This is a genomic window from Marinobacter halophilus (assembly GCF_003007685.1).
Classification (GTDB): Bacteria; Pseudomonadota; Gammaproteobacteria; order Pseudomonadales; family Oleiphilaceae; genus Marinobacter; species Marinobacter halophilus.
In genome coordinates, this window is the sequence record NZ_PXNN01000017.1 from 552,806 (window position 1) to 575,702 (window position 22,897).

The following is a 22,897-nucleotide window of genomic DNA, read 5'->3' on the forward strand; positions in this document are numbered from 1 at the left end:
GTAAGCTGCGGGAATTACCTAGGGACTCGCCAAAAACCGGACCGGATCAAATCATGAAAAGAACTGCGTTTTTTATCTCTGACGGCACCGGCCTGACCGCCGAGGCACTCGGCCATGCTCTGCTCGCACAGTTTGAAAAAATTGAATTTGAGCGGATCACTGTGCCCTACATCGACGATGAAGAAAAAGCCCACACCCTGGTCAAACGCATTAACAAGGCGACTGAGGTGGACGGCACCCAACCGTTGGTATTCGACACCATCGTCAACAGCAGCGTCCGCGACATCATCAGTACTGCTGACGGCTTTATGATCGATATCTTTGGTACTTTCCTGAGTCCGCTGGAGCAGGAGCTCAACTCGTCGTCTTCCTATACGGTAGGCAAGTCCCACGCAATCAACAACGAGGGCAGTTACGAGCGCAGGATTCACGCGGTCAACTTTGCTCTGGATAACGATGATGGAGCCCGCACCCGGCACTACAGCGAGGCCGATCTGATCCTGGTTGGCGCATCGCGCAGCGGCAAGACACCAACGTGCCTCTACCTGGCCCTGCAATACGGCATCAAGGCAGCCAACTACCCGATCACCGAAGAAGATCTGGACGACCAGAAGCTGCCCGCCGCACTGCGCCCGCATAAAGAGAAGATTTTCGGTCTGACTATCGAGCCCGAGCGTCTGGCCACTATTCGCAATGAACGACGGCCAAATTCTCGCTACTCCTCGATCCAGCAGTGCATGCATGAGGTGGAGGAAATTGAATTAATGTATAGAAGAGAACGCATTCCATACATGAACACCACCGCCTCTTCGGTAGAAGAAATATCCACGCGCATTATCGTAGCGACGGGGCTTAAGCGACAGCGCTAGCCGTCTGCGACTGATCCGCCGCAGACGGCCGGGGGGCATCCAGGAATCAGATTTCCTGAATGCCCAGACCCAGACCTTCCACCACAGCGCGGTTGTCCGGGCTGGTGACCACGGCCACACTGGCTTTCTCAGGTACCAGCCAAGCGTCTGCCACACGCTTCATCTCGTCAATGGTGACCGCCAGCACGCGCTCCCTGAACCGGGCCCGCTGTTCCGCAGACCGGCCAAACAGCTGGTTGTGAAACGCATGGCGGGCAGCGCCGGCCGGCGAACGGGGCCGGTCCAGCTGACCGATCACACCCAGAATCGCCTCTTCGAGAGACTGCGCTTCGTGGCTTTCGGTGCGCAGCCAGTCCAGAGCTGCATCGAAATCATCCAGCGTTTCCGCCAGCCTTGGATCCCGATAGGAGAAAAACCGGAACACACCGTTCACGCTGTCTTGCCCGGCCCCACCGCCGTAGGCGCCACCTTTTTCGCGAATGGCCCGGTGCAGATAGCCGTTGCGCAGGAAGCCACCCAGCACCGTCAGCGCCGCCGCATCCGGATGATCCACGGCAACCGTGCCGTAAGCCTTGGCGCAGAAGTTCACCTGGGTGGAGGTCAGCCAGGCTTCATGGGTGCTATAGCCAATCGGCGCCATAGACCAGGCCTCGCCGGACTCACCCACGTCGCCCTGCCAGCAGGATTTCAGGTCATCGAGCATGGGTGCCAACTGACCATCTTCCCCGATCAGCAGGAATTGCCGGTTTTGATTGCGGATCTTGTTATGCAACGCCGCAAGACTGGCGCAGAAGTCTTCCAGTGTCTTCTCATCTTTCAGCGATTTATCCAGCTCTTTGGTGCCGCGAATGCCCGCCAGCCCGCCAAGGCGAAACGACAGCCAGGACCCGACGCTCAAGCCTTGGGCCGCAGCACCCATGGCAAGACCATGACCACTGCCGGTTATGGCCTGCTCACGCCGGGCGCGAATCTGGGCAATGATTTCCCGGATGCGCTCTTTTTCGTCAAAACGAACGCCGGTATATACATCTTTCAATAGCTGCGTCAGCTCTTTACTGTTGCGTGACAGGGCCTTACCACTGAAGATCAGGTAACCCGACAGGTCCTGCACATCGTCAATGCGGCCCTTGGCCGTGAATGAGGCGCCAATACCGCCGGATTCGGCCGAAATGCGATCTTGCATCTGCAGATAATCCAGCTCGCCACAACCAACCTCAGAGATCAGCGTGGTGTAGTAAGGCAACAGCAATAATTCGTCATTCGTCAAGTTCGGGACCGGCAACACCACTTGCTGATACACCAGGCCGTTGGTACCACGGGAGTACACGGTTGCCCCGGTTTCGGCGTCATAGCTGCCTTCCGGCTCCGGCATCTGCAGGGGCACATCTTCCAGACCCACTTTCGGCAAAATGGAGTCGTCGTCCTTGCGCAACTGGCGCGCTTCTAGCGCTTGCGCCCGCTCAACAATGGCGGCTACTTCCGCTTCGGTCAGGCTGGCCTTGCGACGGGCAAGCGCTTCCCGGACCGCCTGCTGGTGATGGCCCTCCAGCTTTTCATCCGGGCGCAGGGTCAAGGTTACCCGGTGCGGGTTATCCAGTAGGCGGCGACGGATTAGCCCGGGCACGTAATCCGGGTCTTTGATTTTCTCACGCAGGGTCGCCAGCACAGGCTCGAGATCCAGCAATTCCACCGGATCACCGCCGTGAACCATCGGTGCGATGGCACTCATGATCAGCTGTAGACCATAAGGGAACTGATCACCGGCGATCTCCCGCTGATGCAGCTCCAGTTGGTGCAGAATCGCTTCCAGCCGGTCCTGACTGACACCTTCCTCCACCACTTTCTCAAGGGTGGATTCGATCAAGGCTTCCAGATCTGCCCGGCGTTCCGGCTCGCTGCCCTCGATGCCACACACAAAGGTCATTTCCCGGTTAGAGTCTTCCAGGCCGCACATGGGTGACGGGGAATGGCCAATGTCTGTGGTTTCCAGCGCCCGCATCAGCGGAGAAGCACTGTTTTCAAGCAATACGGCAGACAACAGCTGACCTTCCAGGTTTTCCTGCAAGTCAAAGCTGTGGCCCAACAACCAACCGGTCACAATGTGAGTCTTGTTCTCCGTGCCCTCACCTTCACTTACCGCATAACCCTGCTCCACTCGCAGCGGGGCAAACATCCGCTTTTCATCATGCACCGGAAGCTCGACGTGCAAGTGCTCAAAACGCTTGAGGGCCAGTTCTTCGAACTTCTCGTGGTGTTCATGGGCCGGAATGTTGCCGTAAGTGGCAAAAATCGCGTTGCTCGGGTGGTAATGGTGCCGGTAAAACTTCACCAGGTCGTCATAACTCAGATCAACAATATGGTCCGGCTCGCCACCGCTGTTGTAGTGGTAGGTGGTGGTCGGGAACAGGTGGCTGGTCAGGCTTTGCCATAGCTGAGACGTGGGCGCACTCATGGCCCCTTTCATCTCGTTATAAACCACGCCTTTGTACACTAGGTCACTGGAGGGGTCGTCCGGCTTATCAAATTCCAGCCGATGACCTTCCTGAGCAAAATCCAGCGGATCCAGCTTGGAGAAAAATACCGAATCCAGGTAAACCGACAGAAGATTGTCGAAATCCTTGCGGTTCATGCTGGCAAACGGGTAAGCGGTCCAGTCGCTGCTGGTGAAGGCGTTCATGAAAGTGTTCAGGGAACGCTGGATCATCATGAAAAACGGATCGCGAACCGGATAGCGCTCACTACCGCACAGCGCGGTATGCTCCAGAATATGAGCCACCCCTGTGGAATCCATGGGGAAGGTGCGCAGGGCGACGAAAAAAACGTTCTCGTCGTTATCCGCGGCCAGGTGCAGATGGCGGGCACCGGTCTTCTTATGGCGATACTCCTCAACCTCAACGTTAAGGGTGCTGATCCGGTGACTGCGAAGTTTCTCGAAAGCTGGATGAATTGCGTTGTCGGTAACTGCAGCCATGAATGCGTTCCTTTGTATTGAACAATTGGAGAATTACAGAGTAACACGTAGTATCGGATATGATGCACCGAACGGATTCAACAAGGTAGCCTGCCGACTTATGACAGACCGAACCCCGAAGCATATCGACGCACCGGAAGTCGCCGCCTGGTGGGCCGAACGCCGCCAGTATCTGGAACGCGTTCGCAAAGTGCCCGAAATAAGACAGCGGTTCTGGCGAGAAGTTGCCGTTTACCTGCTCCGCCGGCTGCTCTGGTCCTACGGATTCTTCCCGGTGTTTATCGCCTTCTGGCTGCCCTTTGTACTGGCCAGCTTCAACCCGGTGGTGATGGCGTCAGACTTGATTCCGGTACTCCAGAATTTTGTCAACTCGAACCCTGAACAACAAGCCACCACCATCAGCACCCTGGTCATTGCCTGGCTGTCGATCGGCTCGTTCTTTCTGGTATTCGATTTTGTGCTGACACCATTCCGATCGCCCTATCAATACGAAGCCGATGTTTACATGAAGTCCTGGGAGCAGCTCAACCATGACCAGCTTCCGGATAAAGTGTGATTTGGCCAGCATTCTCGTCAAGTTCAGACACTTTCTGTTACATAACGTTGCAGACAGTGGGTAAGATGAAATCATAAGAAAGCATCCGGAAGGTTTGGATCAAGAGGTTTCATCATGGTCGATTTCAGACCACTACTGTTCGTCAACGCCCTCGCATTAATGCTTCTGGTGACCGCAGGCTTTGCTTCGGTCCAGAAGGATATGACCGAGCTGACTGCCCCGGCACTGACCGACACGATTGCCTCAGCAACGGCACTCGGTTCTGCTGGCAAATCCAAAGAAGTGGCAGAGGAGCCCGAGGAATTGGTCGTGGCGACACCAGCGCCGGACCCTATTGTGAACGAGAAGCCAACCAATACTCCGGAGCCGTTTGCCGCAGAAATACCAGCCGCCCTGACCGCAGAACGATTCACGGTGCCGCCGATGCCGGAAGAGCCAGAACTGCTCGCCGTCGCCGAACCCGCCATGCTGCCACGAGCTGACGCGCTTGCCACAGCATCTGAGCCGCCACCGGCCACTACGGGCACCCTGGTGCTACGCTCCAACGTGGTCGGCGACATGGTGAGTATCAACGGTAAGGCCTATGGCGCCACCCGGCTGGATCTGCAACTGGACCCCGGCCGCTATGACGTGGTTATCGAGAAGCCCGGTTATCAGGCATGGAGCAATTCCGTTGCCCTGAGCGCCGGTCAGCAGCTCACGCTGGTGGGCCGCCTGGAAGCCTCCACCACCGTCAACTATCGTAACGGCGAGTGGCTTGGCGGAGTCACCACCGGCGACGGCAGCTGGCAAGACACTTCAGGCCTGCGATACGAGGGTCACTTCGTAGACGGTGAGTTTCACGGCACAGGTACCGCATGGTACCCGGATGGTAGCCGCTATGATGGCGACTGGGCTAACGGCAAGCGTGATGGTGAAGGCCAGTGGCGCAGTGCCGACGGCGACGGTTACACAGGCCAGTTCGAGAACGACGATTTTCACGGCAAAGGCACACTGACCCTCGACAAAGGCGACATATTGACCGGCAATTGGGTGCGTGGCCGCATGAACGGCCATGGCTCACTGACAACCGCCAATGGCATGCTCTATGTCGGGGGCTTTCGCAACGACGACTTCCACGGCCAGGGTGCGCTTACCTATCCCGATGGCCGCTCTTATCAGGGCGAGTTCTCTAACGGCGAATTTCATGGCAAAGGCTCTGAAATTTTCGCCGACGGTAAAAAGTACGATGGTCAATACATGGAAGGCCGGTTCCATGGCAATGGCCTGCTGCGCAACCCCAACGGCAGCTCCATCGAGGCGACGTTCCGGTATGGCGAGCCCTACGGACAGGTTCGCCTGACCACGGCCGCGGGCGAAGTGTTTACCGCACGCACCACCGAACCCGGTGTGTGTTATCGGGACAAGAGCTATAGGGCAACCCAATGCCCGCAACTGGAAGGCTGGTAACAACCCGGTCTCAGTAACCACGCGTTTGCAGTAACAGGTTGAGGTAGTGACATGGCAATCAAAAATGCTCTGCTGGTGGACGACTCGAAAGTAGCACGATTTGCACTGAGCAAACTGCTTGAGGGTCGGAACATGGAAGTGAACATGGCGGGCTCAGCCGAGGAAGCGCTGGACTTCCTGAAAAGTCATGATCGCCCGGATGTGATTTTTATGGATCATCTGATGCCCGGCATGAATGGTGTCGAGGCGACGAAAGCCATCAAAGGCAACCCGGAAACGTCGGGCATCCCCATTATCATGTGTACCTCGAAAAAATCCTCGTCTTTCACGGAAGAGGCGAGAAATTTTGGGGTGTACAACATCCTGACCAAGCCCCCGCATACCGACGGACTTGGCTTGGTACTCGATCAACTGGCCAATGATGTGGCACAGGGAACCCTTCCGGAGGCTTTTGCGCCCGCAGCGGAAAACACCGAAGCGCAATTTTTTAAAGATGACTTCCTGAACATTCCTGAAGACGCCTCGGTTGAAATGTCACCCAAGATCGAACATGGCCTGAATGGTCACAGCTCGCCAAATGTGGTGCCACTGACCAGCGACCTGATCGAACAGATCGCCCGCTCTGCGGTGAAAACCCACATCAACAACCGGCTGCACGAACTGCTCAGCTCACTGTTCGACGAACAATTTGATCACCTTAAGCGGGCATTGGACGAAAATCGCAGCAAACAGGATGGCGCCATCGACGATCGCCTTAATGCGTTCAGCAAGCTGCTGGACGATCGCACCCGCAATCTCCGGGACGACGTGGCGGCCGAAGTGAATCTGAATCTGGGGCGGGAACTGGCGTCTCTCAAAAAAGACCTGTCTAAAAATGCCGGCTTTACCGCCGAACATATGGCAGAACTGAAAGACCACATCACCAGTGTGCAAACCATCGATACCGAGTTCTGGCAAACCCTGCAATCAGAGGCGATCCAGCAAGCGCACGACATTTCCCGCGAAACCGCCGAAGATATTGCCCACCGGACAATAGATCTGTACGTATCCCAGCAACGCTCAGCCAATTCCCGCCTGTATACGCTGGGACTGGCCATCAGCCTGGGCATCTTCAGCGTTGGCATTGCCTGGTTGTCAGGACTGGTCGGTTAACCGTTGCCTGACGGATTGCCAGTCTTGCGGGGTATCAACGTCCTGTTGTACCCCCGGCACATCAACCGGGCGAGCACCGATCCGGTTCAAGACAATGCCGGCGCCAGCATCTCCGGCCAGCGCCGTGACGGCAGGCCAGAGTATTCTGGGGATCCAGGCGGGCACCCCCACCCGCTGCCCGTAATTCGCCGCCCAGGCCACGCCGGGCTGAGCTTTGGCTTGCCGGGCAAGCTCCGCCAGAGCTGTTTTATCCAGCAGCGGTTGATCCCCCAGCACCACAAACACCCCCAGCGCCCGAGGGCCCAGCGCTTTGATACCCGCCGTCAGCGACCCGGACAACCCCAGCTGCCAGTCCGGGTGATAGATCCAGCCTGAGGGCTGCCGGTGGCAGCGGTAGCGAATCAGGGGATAACCGCAGCCCACCACCACATGAACCTGCCGGGACAAGACCCGGGCCTGAGTGATCGCGTTAGCCAGCAGCGTCCCCCGCCCCGGTAGAACCAGTAGCTGCTTGCGCCGTCCCATCCGGGACGCACCGCCTGCCGCCAGCACCAGTGCCGGAAACTGCATATCGAGGGAAGACCTGTCGCTGGTTAAGATGCCGACTCCTTTTTGCGGATAACCGCAGTAGACTGCTGAATCACGCGATTTTTGCTAGAATTCCGCCATCATGCAACCAAATCAGCCGGACCTTTCATGAACCACCTTTTTGTCGACAACCTGACTGTGATTGACTTTGCCTATCTGGACCCATCCCGGGGCCTTGTCGGTGAAAGCTGGATTGCCGACGTGGTCCTGGGCGGCGAGCTGGATGATCAGGGCATGGTGTTCGATTTCAGCCTGGTAAAACGCACCATCAAACGGGTGATCGACGAGCGCGTGGATCACCGGCTCGTCATTCCCCGCGGCTACCAGGGCCTGCACTGGAACGAAGAAACGCCAGACACCTTCCTTTGGGATCTGGCCGGCGGTGGTCGCATAGAGCACCGCTCCCCGGATGAGGCCGTGGTCTGGCTGTCGTCAGACCGGGTACTGCCCTCTGCTGTGGCGGCCCTGCTGGAAAAAGAACTGAAAGCGGTTCTGCCGGCTAACGTTACCACCGTGGAGATCAGCCTGCGCGAAGACGTCATTGAAGGCGCCTACTACCACTACGTGCATGGCCTGAAAAAACACCTGGGTAACTGCCAGCGCATCGCCCACGGTCATCGCTCCCCCATCCGCATCGACCGCAACGGCCACCGGGATTACGACCTGGAGCGCCGCTGGGCCAAACTGTGGCAGGATATCTATGTGGGCACGGAAGAAGACGTAACCCGCCGCTACGTGGGCGAAGACGGCTTTGCCTACATCACCTTCGAATACGAAGCCAACCAGGGCGAATTCGCCCTGACCCTGCCCGAAAGCCGAGTGTACATGCTGGCAACCGACACCACCGTAGAGCTGATCGCCGCGCATATTGCCGACGAGCTGAAAGCAGAGTTTCCAGAAGACGAGATTCGAGTGAAGGCGTATGAGGGCGTGGGCAAAGGGGCTATTGCAGCAAGGGTCTGACCCTTAAACACAAAAAAACCGCCCGAAGGCGGTTTTTTTGATGGCTATCCGGTGGACTAAACCGTCAAGCCGTATTGGCGTCCCCTAGGGGGTTCGAACCCCTGTTGCCGCCGTGAAAGGGCGGAGTCCTAGGCCACTAGACGAAGGGGACTAGAAATTGGTGGAGCCAAGCGGGATCGAACCGCTGACCTCAACACTGCCAGTGTTGCGCTCTCCCAGCTGAGCTATGGCCCCCAACGGATGCGTATATTAAGGATCCGCCCCCGGGGCGTCAACACCTGCCCGCGCATTTTTTAAAGTTTTTTGAACATCCCTGTTTCTGCCGTTCAATAAACAAACAAAGCGTTTACTAAATATCCAACGCAGAGAATTCTTTCTCAACCTTCTTGGTTTCTTTCTTGGAGAACCCGCCCATCACGTCCAGGGCATGACGCAAACGGGCGCGAGTCATATCCGGCCCCAGCAGTGCCATGGAGTCCATCACCGACCAGGAGTTCGGGGTACCGGCAATCGCCACAAAGATCGAAAACATGAAATCGCCCATTTTCAGATCCATGGCTTTGGCCAGGGCCTTGATGTCGGCGAAGATGGTGTCCTTGCTCCAGTGGCGCTGGGCTTCCAGTTTCCACAGGGTGAACTGCAGCACCCGCCGGATCTGATTTTCGTCCAGCTTGTTGTGAGCGAAGGCTTCCGGCGTCAGGTTCAGCATGCCGGAGAACATGAACTGGGCCATCGGTGCCACGTCAGAGAACACCTCGGCCCTGCCCTTGATGTGCGGCACCAGAGCCTTCAGCGCGTCCTCATTGAACCACCACTGGTGCATGCGGGCCATGAACTGCTCATCGCTCAGCTCATCACGGATCCACTGACCGTTCAGCCAGCGCAGTTTTTCCACATCAAATACCGGCCCACCCAGGGAAACGCGCTGGATGTCGAAGTTCTCGATCATCTCATCCAGGGTGAACTTTTCCCGTTCGTCCGGCATGGACCAGCCCATACGGCCCAGATAGTTGGTCACCGCTTCCGGCAAAAAGCCCATGCGCTCGTAGAAGTTGATGCTGGTGGGGTTCTTGCGCTTGGACAGTTTGCTCTTGTCCGGGTTGCGCAGCAGCGGCAGGTGGCACAGCTCGGGCATGTCCCAGCCGAAGTATTGGTACAACAGCTTGTGCTTGGGCGCCGAGTTGATCCACTCCTCGCCCCGCAGCACGTGGGTGATCTCCATCAGATGATCATCCACCACATTGGCCAGGTGATAGGTTGGCATGCCGTCGGATTTCAGAAGAATCTGACAATCCACCTGGGCCCAGTCGATTTCAATGGTGCCACGCAGCATGTCCTGAATTTCGCACACGCCTTCATCCGGCACTTTCATCCGGATAACATAGGACTCACCTGCCTCCAGGCGACGCTTCACGTCGTCCTGAGACAGCTCCAGATTGCCCTTGATGCCCGGGTTCAGGCCCGCAGCCTTGCGCTCTTTACGAATGGCGTCCAGCTCTTCCGGGGTGCGGAAGCAGTAGAAAGCGTGGCCGGCGGTGACCAGATTTTCGGCGTACTGGGCGTACATGTGCTTGCGCTCAGACTGGCGATACGGGCCATGAGGGCCACCGACATCAGGGCCTTCGTCCCAGTTCAGGCCCAGCCAGCGCAGCGCCTTGAGAATGTCTTGCTCGGACTCTGCGGTGCTACGAGCCTGATCGGTGTCTTCAATGCGCAATATGAACTGGCCACCGTGTTGACGAGCAAAGCACAGATTGAACAGGGCCACGTAGGCGGTACCAACGTGTGGGTCGCCAGTGGGCGACGGGGCAATTCGGGTACGTACAGTCATGAAACCATCCTGAAAATAAGTGGCCAATTTATAAGGGGCGCATTATAGCGGTCATCACTTGATTTCGCATGACCCGGTTTTGCACATGCGGGCAATTATGTAATATTATAACGTTTCATCAAGCTATCCAGGACCCACCGTCATCATGCAAATCAGAACCGCCGCCCTGGCCCTCGGGCTGAGTGCTTTTGTCGCAACAACTCCGGTTTCCGCCGCTAATATCGTCGCTTCCATCAAGCCTGTAGAGCTGTTGGTTAAAGCCGTTGCCGGCGATAACACCAACGTATCGACTCTGGTGCCACCCGGTTCAAGCCCACACAATTACACCATGAAGCCATCACAACGCCGGGCGCTGGAACAGGCCGATGTGATTTTCTGGGTCGGGCCGAAAATGGAAACCTTTCTGAACCGCCTGCTCACCAGTAAAGAATTTGCCGACCGCTCGTTCGCCTTTACCGAGGTTCCGGACACTCAGGATGACGATGAACACGGTCATCACTCAGATCACGACCACCACGACCACCACGACCACCACGATCATGGTGACGGCGATGACCCCCACATCTGGGTAGACCCCGGCCTTGCGCTGCAAATGGCACGGGACATCCACGCCCGCCTGCTGACGCTGGATGCGGTGGACAAGACCGAACTGGATGCCAACCTGGCCCGTTTTGAGGCAGAGCTGACCAGCACCGAGCAAACCATCCGGGGCCGTCTTGCTGCAGCCAGCGACATCAGCCTGTTTGCCTATCACAACGCCTTCGAGCAGTTTGCCGAGCACTATGGCCTGAAGCTGGACGGGGTACTCACACTCAACCCCGAGCTGTCGCCCGGTGCCCGCCACATCGCCGAGGTACAACAAAAACTGCAGCAGGCCAACCAGCCGTGCCTGCTCACCGAGCCGCAGTTCGACCGGCAGTGGTGGCGCTCGATTACGGAAGGACTGAACGTGACATTCAGCACCTGGGATCCGCTGGCCACCGACATTGAAAGCAATGCCCAGGGCTACATCAGCTTCCAGCGCAGTATTGCCGACGCCGTCGCCAACTGCCTGCCAGAGTAATCCCTTACCGCTACCGGGCCCGGCCATCCGTATAAACCGGCCGGGCCCGAAATGCACGTTGCTCTTTTCAGGCACAGGGGGTAGATTCCGGTTAATGATCTATTTCCTCGTGATGAACTCAGCGTGAATAACACGAATTCAGGCACTCACACCTCTTCTCTGGCACTGCGGTCTTCTTCCAGAAGCACCGGCAGGGCTGCTATCTGCCTTTTATTCCGCTGAATCCTCCTTAAACCTTTCCGGATTCAGCGCTTAAACCAACCCCCTTCTTAAAGACTTACCCGGAGATTCCTATGGCTGAATTACCTTCAATTACCGTTGCAGAAGAAGACTACAACCGCCTGAGCACACTGCTTGAGCGCATGGCCGGCAAATCTGAGGTCGCCGATGGTCTGGAAGAAGAGCTCAGCCGCGCAGACCTCAAGCCCCTGAGCGAAATGCCCGAGGGCGTGGTGACCATGAACTCGGTTATCCGTTTTCTGGACGAAGACGCCAACAAAGAACATGAGATGATGTTGGTGTACCCGCATGAAGTGGGCGACTCCGATCACAAGGTCTCCATCCTGGCCCCAGCCGGTGCCGCGATGCTGGGCCTGAGCATCGGCGACAGCATTGAATGGCCGATGAAGGGCCGTAAACCGATTCACCTGAAGGTGGTCAGCGTCACCCGTAAAGCCTAACCCGACAGGAAGCCCCATGAGCGACTCCGCCAAGCAAGGCCCGGCCACCGGCATCATTCACAATCGCCGCCACAAAGATCCGTTTGGCAGCCCCTACTCACCGGTTTACAACACCACCACCTACCGGTTTGAAAACACCGAGGCGTTGCTGGATGTGATCGAGGGCCGCACCCAGGGCAACCTGTACACCCGTTGGGGCACCAACCCGACCATACAGGAACTGGAAATGGGCCTGGCCCGGCTTGAGAATGCCGAGGCCGCGCTGGCCTTTGCTTCTGGTATGGCGGCCATCTCTGCCACCCTGCTGGCCCATGGCCGCAACGGCATTGTCTGCGTGGGCGACCTTTACGGTGGCACTCAGGAGCTCCTGATCAACCACTGCCAGACTTTGGGCATACCGGTGCGCTTTCTGTTCAAAGAAGAACTGGCGCAGCTGGAAGCCGAACTCGATCGGCCCGGCAAACTGGTTTATTTTGAAACCCCGGCCAACCCGAACCTGGCGATTCTGGACCTTCAGGCCATCGCCGCCACCGCCCACCGGCAGGGCGCCCTGGTGGCTGTGGACAACACCTTTGCCAGCCCGATCAATCAGAAGCCGCTCGAGCTCGGCGCCGATCTGGTGCTGCACAGCGCCACCAAATACCTGGGCGGCCACAGCGATCTGACTGCCGGTGCGTTGATGACTTCGACCGAACTCGCCACCACGGTGGCCAGTTGGCGCAAGAACCTGGGCCAACTGATCGCCCCGGAAACCGCCGCCCTGCTCTCGCGCAGCCTGCGCACCCTGCAGGTCAGGATTCGCCAGCATAACGACAATGCCCTGGCGGTCGCCCGGGCCATGGAACAGCACCCGAAGGTACTCAAAGTCCACTACCCGGGCCTGCCCTCTTTTGCCGACCACAAACTGGCCAGCCAGCAGATGACCGGCTTTGGCGGCATGCTCAGCATCGAAGTAGAAGGCGGCCAGCAAGCCGCGGCCAGTGTGGCGGACAACCTGAAGGTGTTCCTGCTGGCCACCAGCCTGGGCGGCGTCGAAAGCCTGGTCAGCCAACCCAGCGCCACCAGCCACCACGCCCTCAGCCGCGAAGAACGCCTGCAACGCGGCATCGGCGACGGCATGCTGCGCCTCTCCGTCGGCCTGGAAGACGCCCAGGATTTAATCGCCGACCTACACCAGGCCCTGAAATAACCTTTTAGGGTCAGACCCCAGGACATTTGGAGGAGTGAAATGTCTTGGGGTCTGACCCCAAAAATGGACCCCAAAAATGGGTTTAGTCCGGCGTTCTTGGGGTGGCTTTGCGGTATTCGCCGGGGGAGCAGTTCATCCAGCGGCGGAAGGCTCGGGTAAAGCTGGCGGTGTCTGTGTAGCCAAGGTGAATGGCGAGTTCGTCCAACTTCATGGAGCTGTTCTTCAGCAGCTGCAACGCCAGTTGACTGCGCTCTTCTTCCAACAGCTTGCGAAAGCTGGTGCCCTCCTGGTCCAGCTTTCGCCGCAAACTGCGGGGAGACACCGCTAATGTCCTTGCCACCTCATCCAGCGATGCCACCAGCCCCAATGGCCCGAGTAACTGCTGCCGTACCTGTCCGGCAAAGCCTCCAGACTGCCGCCGCTCAAGTTGTTGACGACATTGATGGTCCAGCACCTGCACCAGGTACGGGTCGAAGGTGGGTAGTGGACGATCGGCATCTGCCCGCCGGATAACCAATGCATTGCGCGGCTTGTGAAACGTCAAACCCACACCGCTCAGCTCCTCAAGGCAGGAGGCATAGACCAGAGGCTCGCCTTTCAGTTCGATCGCCTGCACATCAAACCCTGCCAGGCTAAGCTCTTTGAACAGATTCAGCCCAGTGGCCAGATCTCGCTCGAGCAGAAATTGGCGTAAATGCCGGGGAACATCGTGAGCATCAAACGCAACGCCGAAGCCATCACCCTCCACGAAGGTGTGCATCTTGCAATAGGCGGTGCTTAGCGGCAGGTACCGCAGGGCCAATGCGGTGGCATCCCGCAAGGTTCGGCTGGTGCGCAAAGCAAAGCCCCAGATACCGAAGGTCGCCACGTTATACTGCAGGCCAATCCGGAACCCTAGGGCGGGCAAGTCTGGCAGCGCCAGAATGAGGTTCTCGATCAGCCGCATTTCCTGGGCGCGGGTAATCAGGCCATCTGCGGCTTGCATATCCTCTTCAGCGATCCCTGTACCCAGCAAACAGGTCTGGCGATCCACACCTTGCCGGGCGGCAAAGTTGATCATGACCTGGCTGATGGTGACGGGGTGCAGAAGCGTATCGGAGTTAGACATAGCCCGGGAGTATGCTCCGCCACCGCAAACCCGACAAGCGCAAAGAGTGCCAAGGCCATTTATGCCTGTTGATTGGCCGAAGCTGCCCTGTCTGCACTGGCGCGGGGCGTTTACTGTGGGCATTGTACAAACCAACCGGAGAGCCCGATGACAGAAGACCTGACCACCCTGAACAAACAGGCCATCGCCGCGGCAAAAAGCCACATGGGCAAGGTAGCCTGGCCCACAGTGGCACTGACGTTTGTCACGGTGGGCTCTTTTGCGCTTGCGCTGGCACTTTTCGCCGCCGGGCTGTTACCCGTTTGGGCCGCCACGCTGCTGATCGGCGCGCTGACGTATTTCTCCTACACCCCGCTGCATGAGGCCGTTCACAACAATATCCACGGTGAACACGACCAGCTAACCTGGCTCAACCATCTGTGTGGGTATCTGGTTGCGCCGCTAATTGCAGTGCCCTACCAATCTCACCGGCTGGAGCACTTCACCCATCACCGCTACACCAACCAGCCGGATAAAGACCCGGACTTCCTTATCAGTGGCATGAGCAAGGGGCCCTTCAGCGCCCTACTGACCGTACTCAGGTTCCTGTGGGTGCAGAATACCTTTTTCGCGCGACATCACTGGGGCGCCGCATGCCGCAAAGAGCGGGCCATCTACAGCATTGAACTGATGGTATCCATTGGCTGGCGCGTGGTGTTCCTGGCGATGGTCAGCCAGAGTGGAGCAGCAGTGGTTGTGCTTTTGGGGTATTTGATTGGCGGCGCCTTCACCGCCTACTGGTTTGCCTACCGGCCGCACCTGCCGTACAACGAGCCCAAGCGCTACCGCAATACCAACAGCCTGATCATGCCCACCTTCATGAAACCGCTGGAGTGGTTCTGGCTCGGGCAGAATCTGCATTCAATCCACCACCTGTTTCCCAGAGTCCCCTTCTACCGCTACCACGCCCTGCATCGCGAAATCGAACCGGTTCTTCGGGCCCACGGCACCCCCATCATCGGCATCTTCAACCGCCGCCCGCAGTAATAATTTGGGGTCAGACCCCAGGACATTTGAAGAGGCGAAATGTCTTGGGGTCTGACCCCAACTTGAATCCCGGGGGCATTGCCCCAATAATGCTAAAACCTCCCGGGAACATTTCCATGAACAGAAACCTTGCAACGCAGTTACCGCCCTGGCGCCAGATGGTATCCGGTTTCGCCGTGGCTGTGTTTGCGCTGGTTGTTCTGTGTTCAATCACCCAAGCGCACGCCCAGCCGAGCCCGGCGGGCAAGGTTGTTGTCAATCACCTGGACCATCTGGTGGTTGCCAGCCACAACCCGGCGTTGGCGGTGGCAGAAACCGGCTTAGAGGAAGACAAGCCCCTCCTCGATACGCCGGAGTACCTGGCCCGGCTTCTTGACGCTGTGCTCTGGTCGCAGTCCCGCTCTGCGGTCCCGGCTGCCGACCACCGCACCGAGCAAGCAGCGTCCCTCGCTGATTTCACCACGCCGCCCTTACGGGCACCGCCCATCGCGTAATCCTCTGCCGTGATCAACACGCGGATCGGCCTGTCTGGCCGCTCTGAAAGCGTACCTGTTTGAAAGGGATTACCGATGAAATCATTACGTTCACGGGCCATGGTCTATGGCCTGGTGATTGTGCTCGGCTTGCTGAGTGCACTGCCTAATCTGTTACCGGCCCGACTGGCCAACACTCTGCCTGACTGGTACCAGCAAAACACCCTGGCGCTGGGGCTCGATCTGCAAGGCGGCTCGCACCTGCTGCTGGAAGTGGATACCCGCGAACTGCTGGCCAACAACCCGCACCAACCTGAAGAAGCGCTGATCAAAGACGCCGTTGACCGCAGCCTGGAAGTGGTGCGCCGGCGCCTGGACGAAACCGGCCTGGTTGAGCCCGGCATCACCCGCCAGGGCAAAAACCACATCCTGGTGCAGATGCCCGGCGTGGCCGACCCCGCCGAAATTCGCGAACTGCTGGGCACCACCGCCCTGATGACCTTCCATTGGGTCGCCAAGTCGGGCAGCGACAATCGCAGCGCCACCATCACCCTGGCCGATGCCGACGGCACCGGTGACTACATCCTGGAAAAACAGGTGGCCATGGCCGGCGAACACATCCGTGATGCCCGGCTGGCCTTCAACCCCGACACCAAGGAGCCCGTGGTCACCTTCAAACTGGATACCGAAGGTGCCCGTCTGTTCGGGGACATGACCCGCAAAAACATCGGCCGCCCTCTGGCCATCGTGCTGGATAACGAGGTGCTGACGGCACCGGTGATCCGGGGCATCATCGCCGGCGGCAGCGGCGAAATCAGCGGCGCCTTCACCACCAAAGACGCCAGCAATCTGGCCTTGATGCTCAGGGCCGGCGCCCTGCCCGCACCCTTGCACGTGGTTGAAGAGCGCACCGTGGGCCCGGATCTGGGCAGCGACGCCATTGCCCTGGGCATAAGCACCGGTCTGTTCGGCGCGGCGCTGGTCATTGCCTTTATGATCGGCATTTACGGCCGCTGGGGCGCCATTGCCTGCTTTGGCCTGGCCATCAACGTCGGCCTGGTCTTTGGCATCCTCAGCCTGCTCGGCGCCACCCTCACCCTACCTGGCATCGCCGGCATCATTCTCACCATCGGCATGGCGGTGGATGCCAACATACTGATCAACGAACGCATCCGGGAGGAATCCCGTAAAGGCAAACCCGCCTGGATGGCGCTAAAGGAAGGCTTCGGCCGGGCTTACAGCACAATTCTGGACTCCAACGTCACCACCCTGATTGCTGTCAGCCTGCTGTTCATGTTTGGCAGCGGCCCGGTGCGCGGCTTCGCCGTCACCATCGGCATCGGCCTGCTGACTTCGCTGTTTACCGCCGTCGCCTTCAACCGTCTGATCATGGAGTGGTGGATCAAGGGCGGTGAACGCCAGCCCCTGGCCATTGCCGGCTTTGCCTGGCTGGACAAGCTCAGCGAGCGTGGCATCAACTTCATGAAGGGCCGGGTAATTGGGCTGGCGCTGTCTGCGATGCTGTCCGTTGCCTCCATCGCGCTGTTCATCCAGCCGGGCCTCGATTACGGCGTGGATTTCACCGGCGGCACTTTGGTGGAAGTCAGCGCACCGTCGGTGTCCGTGGACGCACTGCGCGCTACCCTGCATAGCCAACAACTGGGCGAAGCATCCATTCAGGAGTTCGGCAGCGAAGGCAACTTTCTGATCCGGCTGCCGGTGGAGACCGCCACCACAGAGGGCTCCGCCCACCCAGTAGAGGCTCTTAAAGCCGCCGTCCTCAGCCTGCAGCCGGACGCCAGCTTTCCGAAAGTGGACCTGGTGGGCCCCAAAGTCAGTGGCGGCTTCAGCGATGCCACCATCCTGGCCATACTGCTGGCCGGCGTGGGCATGCTGGCGTTCCTGTGGCTGCGATTTGAATCTCACTTTGCCTTGGCCGCCACCCTCACCATCGCACTGGACCTGACCAAAACCATCGGCTTCTTCGCGTTGGTGGGGGTCGAGTTCAACCTGACCGCCGTGGCCGCACTGCTGGCGTTGATCGGCTACTCGGTGAACGACAAAGTGGTGGTGTTTGACCGCATACGGGAAAACCTGCGCCTGCACCCGGACATGCACATGCTGGACCTGCTCAACCAGAGCATTTCATCCACCCTCACCCGCACCGTGTTCACCTCCGTGACCACCTTCCTGGTACTGCTGCCCATGGCCATCGCCGGCGGCGCGGCGGTTTCCAGTTTCGCCCTGCCCATGCTGTTCGGCGTGGTGATCGGCACCAGCTCCTCAGTGTTCATCGCCTCGCCCATCCTGTACTACCTGAGCGAGCGCAGAACCCGAAAAGGCCTGCCCCAGCTCCAGCCAACCTCCGAGCAGATGCGCAAAGAGCTGGAACTGATCCCCTAACCCAACGCTGGGGTCAGACCCCCGGACATTTCGGACCGTGAAATGTCTTGGGGTCTGACCCCATTCTGGTTGCAATCAGATGGAAAGCATCTAATGTGATTCATTGACTAAAATATGAAACCTATAAGATGCCCATGGGCTGCGTATCAGCAAAATCCATCAGCAATTGAAACAGCGCCGCAAAGCACTCGGGCTGCGCCAGCCTGTCGTGGAATTCAAGCACTATCACTACCTCAACCGCCGGCACGAAAAACTGGCGCAGTCACTGGCAGTGGTGTTGGAGCGCTTGGATAAAGAAGGTGTGAAGGGGACAATTCGGGAGGAAGTCATGAATAGTGGCGGGATCTAACCCTGACCTCAATGGGCCGCCCTGAGGCGGCCCGGCACAGCATCAAGCCGCTTTTTTGAGCTTTTTCTTCAGCGACTTGATCTTGCCCTCATGCTTTTCGATCTTGGCCTTGCGTGCGTTGATTTTCTTCTTGAGATTCTTCGCGGTTTTCTTGGACATAATCTGCCTCCTGGGCGTTATCTCGGCTAGTCCGTGAGCTTACGTTTTTTGATAAACCCCCGAATGAACTGCCTGATTTCGCGAGCGGCGCTGGTATCCAACTGCTCACACAGCTCTATAAACTGCTCGCGCTCGGTGCTGCTGATGCGGATCAGCAGCTGGCTATCTTTCTTGTTGAGCTTCACCTTTTTTGGCTTATCGGACACCGCTGATACTCCTGAAAAAAGTGAATCTCAAAACCGAAAGATATCTACATTGTATATACGTTTTTGGGGAAAGCAAGGTGGACACTAGTCACACGCCCAGCCACTCCGCCAGCTGCAGGTTGGTCTTTAACCGCAAACGCTGTTGCAGCATGCCTTCAAATACACCGTCCACCGTGCGCCTGTCACCCAACAACGGCAGCGCCGCTTCCGCCTCCGAGAAGAACTGGTGCTCTCGCTCGGTGCCGATGATCGCGTGCTGCCACCATTCGATCACACGGGGCCGGGCCTGTTTCAACAGGGAGTCTGCCGGTAGTTTTTCAGATTTCGACGCATTGGCAATGTGGGAAGCCGGCAGTAGATTCCATAGATCATTATTGTTCCAGCGAGACCAGGGAAAGCAGTGATCAATGTCGTATCGTGTAGCAGAGAGGTTTTTGGCGGTCCAAACACACTCCACGGGCCCGTTAGTGAGCTGCTGCTCCACCAGTTTCCGGACGACCGAAGTGTCCCGGCGCCCCTCTGACCACTGCAGCGCCTGATGGTAAATCTCCGAGGAATAACGGGCCTCCCAGCTGCCCATCAGATTGATCCACTCATTCACTATGGCGGGCTCAACCCAGCAGGCATACCGGCTGAACGTATCCCAAAGCATGGCGGGAACGCGGAATCGCCCGAACCGAGCCAGCGTTTCCTTATCCAGGCGCACCGGCTCGTTGCGGATGATTAAGCGGCTGGTGCCACCCTCAAAAATCTGGCGATGGGTGCCAGGCCAGGTGGTGAAGTGGGCCGGGTTCTTGAGAATATTCGAGGCGGCCAGTTTGATGGCCCGCATAACCACCGGAGCAAACTCCGCCGAAAGCGACAACCCGACCCGAAAATCCAGCGGTGACAACTTGCCCAACTCGTAGAAATCCGCACCCGCAAAGCCCAGCCCGCGAGCGCCCGGAGCCTGCCGCAGGTGGTGTTTCAGCACCAGCGGGTGGTACAGCATGATCCAGAACAAACCGACGGCACCCAGCGGCACCTCGACCCACTCATCCGTCCGGTTCAAAACCAGCCCGGGCGCACTGTCCGCCATGCGCACCAGCGTGCGCAGCAGTCCAAGCTTGTAGGTGGAGGATTTGTTGTCATTCACAATGATATGCCGAAGGGTTGGCAGTGCCCCGGTGCCGTCATCGGGCAACCGGTACACCGCCGTTTCCCACCACACATCCGGCCGCCTCAACTCATCGGCACGGGGTGTATCCGGCAAGGGCACCGGCATCACCGCACGCTGGCGGGCCAAACCATCCAGCTCCGCCTTGCTGACCTCATAGAACTGGCGCTCACCATCACCCGGACCGTGGCGCAGGGTAATGACCAGCAGGCCGGAAGGCCCGAGTAATTCCGTCAGAATCCGGAACGCCCTCGCCCGAGACGTGGGTGGCACATGCATCCAGACGGCTGACACCAGAATCAGGTCAAAGCGATAACTGAGCTTACGAATGTCATTGAGATCCGGCAGCGAGTCCTCCAGCCACTGAATACTTCGATGGGCCGTTGCTGCTTCGCCCAGGCGGCGCAGTTCACAAGCCGGCTCCACCGCCACCACGTCCCAGCCTCGCTCTGCCAGAGCCAGTGCATCCCTGCCGCTGCCGGCACCAACGTCCAGCGCGAGGCCTGCCTTGGTGTCCAGCATGGTCAGCCAGGGGCTGTGGACCTGCTCGAAGGTCAGGGACTGGTATTGGGTGAAGAATTGCTGGGCGTTTTTGTTGTAGGACGCTACGCTCATTATCGAAACACTCTATGTCCTATCAGGTAATGGAAACCACGCGCACTGCACCCGAGCATAGCAAAAAAATACCAAATACTTTATTTGTCATATCGTTAGCACTGAGACAAGATGTAAGCGTCTTCGAATAGCCGTAGCAGTGGAGTAGTTATCATGGCCAGGGCAGATCATTGGAGCGATACGGAAATTGCGCTGACAGTAGCCGACTACATGAAGATGTTTACCCTAGAACTTGCTGGCCAGCGTTACAACAAAAGCGCCCACCGACGTGCGCTTCTGAAACTACTGAACGGTCGCAGCGACGCTGCTGTTGAGCTTAAACACCAGAATATCAGTGCGGTTCTACGCGATCTCAATTGCTTCTGGATCCCCGGTTACAAGCCCCGAAGTAACTACCAAGAAGCCCTTGCGACTTATGTTGAAGATTGGATCAATTCACACTCGGATTTTGACCGCGTCTCCCAAGCCGCTGTCAAACAGCCTGCATTTGTTCCAACTGGAGTCGAGTTTTCGACTCTTTTGGTTGAGACCCCTAAGCCGTCAACTACGATTCAAGAAGAGCATCCTCCGTATTCCCCCAATCGTGCGGCTTCGAAGCGAGATTATGTCGCTCAAGAAGCCCGTAATTCTGCGCTCGGCAGTGCCGGAGAATTACTGATTCTGGAATACGAGGAATATCGACTCAGGTCGGCAGGTGAAAGGACCCTAGCCAATCGCATCGAACACGTAGCGCAATCAAAAGGGGACGGTCTTGGTTACGACATTTTGTCGTTCGAAACGTCCGGTCAAGAACGCTTCATCGAGGTCAAAACAACCGCCTTTGCAAAAGAAACTCCGTTCTATGCTTCCCGCAACGAGGTATCATTTTCGGCGGATTTCCAAGACCAGTTCCACATCTACCGCCTATTTGAGTTTCGAAAATCACCGAAACTATTTTCCTTGGCGGGAGCGATCAGCGATCACTGTCAAATGGATCCGGTGAACTTTATTTGTAGGTTACGTTGAGGCCATTGACCTCGCCAACCAAGCCGCCCCCCGCACCCCACTCGAATCCCCATGAACCGCCCGCACAACCGGCGTCCCACACTCACCGCCAAACACGTATTTCGCCAACCTGGGCGGCAGCTCCCGGTAGATCAGATCAACGTTACTCATACCACCACCCAGCACAATAACGTCCGGGTCCAGTACGTTGATAACCACCGCCAGGCCTCGGGTCAGATGCTCCAGGTACAGGTTCATGGTTTCGTTTGCCACTGGGTCGCCTTTGCGAGCGTTTGCGGCGATGTCCCGGGCGGGCAGTTCCTGGCCTGCCTGCAGCTTATGCGTCAGTGACAGCCCGGTGCCGGACAGGAAGGTTTCGTTGCAGCCATGGCGGCCACAGAAACAGGGGCGCTGTTCCAGTTCGGTTTGGGGGGTCCAGGCCAACGGGTTGTGGCCCCATTCGCTGGCAACGCCGTTCGGGCCGGTGACAACCCGGCCATTCACGCTGATGCCAGCGCCGCAGCCTGTGCCCAGGATGGCGGCGAAGATTACCTGGTGGCTCTTCCCTGCGCCGTCTGTGGCTTCGGAGAGCGCCAGGCAATTGGCGTCGTTGGTGAGGGTGACCGGCCGTTGCAGCAGTTCGCGCAGGTCTTGCTGCATGGGCTGGCCGTTTATCCAGGTGGAGTTACCGTTCTTGATGCGGCCGGTGATGCCGGAGACGCTACCGGGTATGCCGATGCCTACGGGCAAGCCGGTTGCGCCTGCCTGTGCTTCGGCCGCCAGTACCAGTGCCCGTATGGTGTCCAGAGTAGCCCGATAATCGCCAGCGGGGGTTGGCACCCGTTTCCGGAAGTGCTCGTTGGATTGCCGGTCCAGCAGGATGACTTCGGTTTTGGTGCCGCCCAGGTCTATGCCAATTAGCGAGTTTTGGTGCATGGGTGCCTTGCTCGCATTGTCGTTAAGGGTGCACACCGACAACGCTAAAGCAGAGCGTAGCGAGGCGCAACGACACTGATCGGTTTACCGGGCTTGCTGTTCATTCATGCGTTTGTTATGAATCACTTGGCCGGCATCACTTCTCCGTTCCGGCCTGTCGCCACCGCGACA

The 22,897-nt window shown here is 58.1% G+C and carries 20 protein-coding genes and 2 tRNA genes; 13 read left to right on the plus strand and 9 right to left on the minus strand.

Annotated features, from left to right (window positions below):
- Positions 1–53: 53 nt before the first annotated feature.
- Complete coding sequence (gene ppsR / locus C7H08_RS16440) at positions 54–869, plus strand: posphoenolpyruvate synthetase regulatory kinase/phosphorylase PpsR (RefSeq protein ID WP_106673301.1); 816 nt, start codon at positions 54–56, stop codon at positions 867–869.
- Positions 870–915: 46 nt separating this feature from the next.
- Here ppsR and C7H08_RS16445 read toward each other — a convergent pair whose 3' ends face one another.
- Positions 916–3,840, minus strand: coding sequence for an insulinase family protein (locus C7H08_RS16445; protein ID WP_106673302.1), 2,925 nt, complete (start codon positions 3,838–3,840; stop codon positions 916–918).
- A 100-nt stretch (positions 3,841–3,940) separates the two neighbouring features.
- Between C7H08_RS16445 and C7H08_RS16450 the strand changes: the two genes are divergently transcribed.
- The 3 genes from C7H08_RS16450 to C7H08_RS16460 all read left to right on the plus strand — a co-directional run bounded on the left by C7H08_RS16450 (position 3,941) and on the right by C7H08_RS16460 (position 6,997).
- On the plus strand, positions 3,941–4,396 hold the full coding sequence (locus tag C7H08_RS16450) for a hypothetical protein (protein ID WP_106673303.1): 456 nt from the start codon (positions 3,941–3,943) through the stop codon (positions 4,394–4,396).
- A gap of 114 nt (positions 4,397–4,510) precedes the next feature.
- Positions 4,511–5,845 (plus strand): PEGA domain-containing protein, encoded by a 1,335-nt coding sequence (locus tag C7H08_RS16455; RefSeq protein WP_106673304.1) that lies wholly within the window; start codon positions 4,511–4,513, stop codon positions 5,843–5,845.
- 51 nt (positions 5,846–5,896) lie between these two features.
- Entirely contained in the window at positions 5,897–6,997 is a 1,101-nt protein-coding gene (locus C7H08_RS16460; RefSeq protein ID WP_106673305.1) for a response regulator, read from the plus strand.
- Here C7H08_RS16460 and C7H08_RS16465 read toward each other — a convergent pair.
- Positions 6,980–7,567 (minus strand): nucleotidyltransferase family protein, encoded by a 588-nt coding sequence (locus C7H08_RS16465; protein ID WP_106673306.1) that lies wholly within the window; start codon positions 7,565–7,567, stop codon positions 6,980–6,982. The two genes, C7H08_RS16460 and C7H08_RS16465, sit on opposite strands and share 18 nt — an antisense overlap.
- Positions 7,568–7,693: 126 nt before the next feature.
- Here C7H08_RS16465 and C7H08_RS16470 point away from each other — a divergent pair, with 126 nt between their 5' ends.
- Positions 7,694–8,548, plus strand: coding sequence for a 6-pyruvoyl trahydropterin synthase family protein (locus C7H08_RS16470; RefSeq protein ID WP_106673307.1), 855 nt, complete (start codon positions 7,694–7,696; stop codon positions 8,546–8,548).
- A gap of 75 nt (positions 8,549–8,623) precedes the next feature.
- Here the strand turns inward: C7H08_RS16470 and C7H08_RS16475 are convergent.
- From C7H08_RS16475 to gltX, 3 genes are all read right to left on the minus strand, one after another.
- Positions 8,624–8,699 (minus strand) — tRNA-Glu (locus C7H08_RS16475).
- Positions 8,700–8,706: 7 nt separating this feature from the next.
- Positions 8,707–8,782: transfer RNA gene (locus C7H08_RS16480), tRNA-Ala, on the minus strand.
- A gap of 115 nt (positions 8,783–8,897) precedes the next feature.
- Positions 8,898–10,379: a glutamate--tRNA ligase gene (gltX, locus tag C7H08_RS16485; RefSeq protein WP_106673308.1), complete on the minus strand. Its 1,482-nt coding sequence runs from the start codon at positions 10,377–10,379 to the stop codon at positions 8,898–8,900.
- Positions 10,380–10,524: 145 nt separating this feature from the next.
- Between gltX and C7H08_RS16490 the strand changes: the two genes are divergently transcribed.
- The 3 genes from C7H08_RS16490 (at position 10,525) to C7H08_RS16500 (ending at position 13,311) form a co-directional block, all read left to right on the plus strand.
- The gene (locus C7H08_RS16490) at positions 10,525–11,442 is read left to right on the plus strand and encodes a zinc ABC transporter substrate-binding protein (RefSeq protein ID WP_106673309.1); all 918 of its coding nucleotides are present in this window, start codon (positions 10,525–10,527) and stop codon (positions 11,440–11,442) included.
- Between the two features lie 293 nt (positions 11,443–11,735).
- Positions 11,736–12,122 carry a nucleoside diphosphate kinase regulator gene (rnk, locus tag C7H08_RS16495; protein WP_106673310.1) on the plus strand — a complete coding sequence of 129 codons (387 nt, stop codon included), beginning with the start codon at positions 11,736–11,738 and terminating at the stop codon, positions 12,120–12,122.
- A gap of 16 nt (positions 12,123–12,138) precedes the next feature.
- Entirely contained in the window at positions 12,139–13,311 is a 1,173-nt protein-coding gene (locus C7H08_RS16500) for a trans-sulfuration enzyme family protein (RefSeq protein ID WP_106673311.1), read from the plus strand.
- Positions 13,312–13,393: 82 nt separating this feature from the next.
- Here C7H08_RS16500 and C7H08_RS16505 read toward each other — a convergent pair whose 3' ends face one another.
- Positions 13,394–14,419: an AraC family transcriptional regulator gene (locus tag C7H08_RS16505; RefSeq protein ID WP_106673312.1), complete on the minus strand. Its 1,026-nt coding sequence runs from the start codon at positions 14,417–14,419 to the stop codon at positions 13,394–13,396.
- Between the two features lie 147 nt (positions 14,420–14,566).
- On the opposite strand from C7H08_RS16505, the gene C7H08_RS16510 reads away from it, so the two are divergent.
- From C7H08_RS16510 to C7H08_RS16525, 4 genes are all read left to right on the plus strand, one after another.
- Complete coding sequence (locus C7H08_RS16510; protein WP_106673313.1) at positions 14,567–15,445, plus strand: fatty acid desaturase family protein; 879 nt, start codon at positions 14,567–14,569, stop codon at positions 15,443–15,445.
- Positions 15,446–15,561: 116 nt separating this feature from the next.
- Positions 15,562–15,939 (plus strand): hypothetical protein, encoded by a 378-nt coding sequence (locus tag C7H08_RS16515; RefSeq protein WP_106673314.1) that lies wholly within the window; start codon positions 15,562–15,564, stop codon positions 15,937–15,939.
- Between the two features lie 75 nt (positions 15,940–16,014).
- Positions 16,015–18,321, plus strand: coding sequence for a protein translocase subunit SecD (gene secD / locus C7H08_RS16520; RefSeq protein WP_106673315.1), 2,307 nt, complete (start codon positions 16,015–16,017; stop codon positions 18,319–18,321).
- 166 nt (positions 18,322–18,487) lie between these two features.
- A complete protein-coding gene (locus tag C7H08_RS16525; protein WP_106673316.1) occupies positions 18,488–18,670 on the plus strand; it encodes a hypothetical protein in 183 nt (60 codons plus the stop codon).
- Positions 18,671–18,855: 185 nt separating this feature from the next.
- On the opposite strand, the gene C7H08_RS16530 is transcribed toward C7H08_RS16525, so the two are convergent.
- Both C7H08_RS16530 and C7H08_RS16535 read right to left on the minus strand, forming a co-directional pair.
- Positions 18,856–19,035 (minus strand): hypothetical protein, encoded by a 180-nt coding sequence (locus C7H08_RS16530; RefSeq protein ID WP_106673317.1) that lies wholly within the window; start codon positions 19,033–19,035, stop codon positions 18,856–18,858.
- An 88-nt stretch (positions 19,036–19,123) separates the two neighbouring features.
- Positions 19,124–20,806, minus strand: a complete 1,683-nt coding sequence (locus C7H08_RS16535; protein WP_106673318.1) for a class I SAM-dependent methyltransferase — start codon at positions 20,804–20,806, stop codon at positions 19,124–19,126.
- Between the two features lie 153 nt (positions 20,807–20,959).
- On the opposite strand from C7H08_RS16535, the gene C7H08_RS16540 reads away from it, so the two are divergent.
- Entirely contained in the window at positions 20,960–21,811 is an 852-nt protein-coding gene (locus tag C7H08_RS16540; RefSeq protein ID WP_106673319.1) for a protein NO VEIN domain-containing protein, read from the plus strand.
- On the opposite strand, the gene C7H08_RS16545 is transcribed toward C7H08_RS16540, so the two are convergent.
- A complete protein-coding gene (locus tag C7H08_RS16545) occupies positions 21,803–22,726 on the minus strand; it encodes an ROK family protein (protein WP_106673320.1) in 924 nt (307 codons plus the stop codon). The two genes, C7H08_RS16540 and C7H08_RS16545, sit on opposite strands and share 9 nt — an antisense overlap.
- Positions 22,727–22,897 lie beyond the last annotated feature (171 nt).

Bases quoted from the DNA above. Each gene is read 5' to 3' on its own strand.
- C7H08_RS16470 (WP_106673307.1), top strand. From the start codon at position 7,694: ATGAACCACCTTTTTGTCGACAACCTGACTGTGATTGACTTTGCCTAT.
- gltX (WP_106673308.1), bottom strand. From the start codon at position 10,379: ATGACTGTACGTACCCGAATTGCCCCGTCGCCCACTGGCGACCCACAC.
- C7H08_RS16545 (WP_106673320.1), bottom strand. From the start codon at position 22,726: ATGCACCAAAACTCGCTAATTGGCATAGACCTGGGCGGCACCAAAACC.
- secD (WP_106673315.1), top strand. From the start codon at position 16,015: ATGAAATCATTACGTTCACGGGCCATGGTCTATGGCCTGGTGATTGTG.
- C7H08_RS16445 (WP_106673302.1), bottom strand. From the start codon at position 3,840: ATGGCTGCAGTTACCGACAACGCAATTCATCCAGCTTTCGAGAAACTT.
- C7H08_RS16500 (WP_106673311.1), top strand. From the start codon at position 12,139: ATGAGCGACTCCGCCAAGCAAGGCCCGGCCACCGGCATCATTCACAAT.
- rnk (WP_106673310.1), top strand. From the start codon at position 11,736: ATGGCTGAATTACCTTCAATTACCGTTGCAGAAGAAGACTACAACCGC.
- C7H08_RS16515 (WP_106673314.1), top strand. From the start codon at position 15,562: ATGAACAGAAACCTTGCAACGCAGTTACCGCCCTGGCGCCAGATGGTA.
- ppsR (WP_106673301.1), top strand. From the start codon at position 54: ATGAAAAGAACTGCGTTTTTTATCTCTGACGGCACCGGCCTGACCGCC.
- C7H08_RS16450 (WP_106673303.1), top strand. From the start codon at position 3,941: ATGACAGACCGAACCCCGAAGCATATCGACGCACCGGAAGTCGCCGCC.
- C7H08_RS16460 (WP_106673305.1), top strand. From the start codon at position 5,897: ATGGCAATCAAAAATGCTCTGCTGGTGGACGACTCGAAAGTAGCACGA.
- C7H08_RS16465 (WP_106673306.1), bottom strand. From the start codon at position 7,567: ATGCAGTTTCCGGCACTGGTGCTGGCGGCAGGCGGTGCGTCCCGGATG.
- C7H08_RS16490 (WP_106673309.1), top strand. From the start codon at position 10,525: ATGCAAATCAGAACCGCCGCCCTGGCCCTCGGGCTGAGTGCTTTTGTC.
- C7H08_RS16535 (WP_106673318.1), bottom strand. From the start codon at position 20,806: ATGAGCGTAGCGTCCTACAACAAAAACGCCCAGCAATTCTTCACCCAA.
- C7H08_RS16540 (WP_106673319.1), top strand. From the start codon at position 20,960: ATGGCCAGGGCAGATCATTGGAGCGATACGGAAATTGCGCTGACAGTA.
- C7H08_RS16455 (WP_106673304.1), top strand. From the start codon at position 4,511: ATGGTCGATTTCAGACCACTACTGTTCGTCAACGCCCTCGCATTAATG.
- C7H08_RS16505 (WP_106673312.1), bottom strand. From the start codon at position 14,419: ATGTCTAACTCCGATACGCTTCTGCACCCCGTCACCATCAGCCAGGTC.
- C7H08_RS16510 (WP_106673313.1), top strand. From the start codon at position 14,567: ATGACAGAAGACCTGACCACCCTGAACAAACAGGCCATCGCCGCGGCA.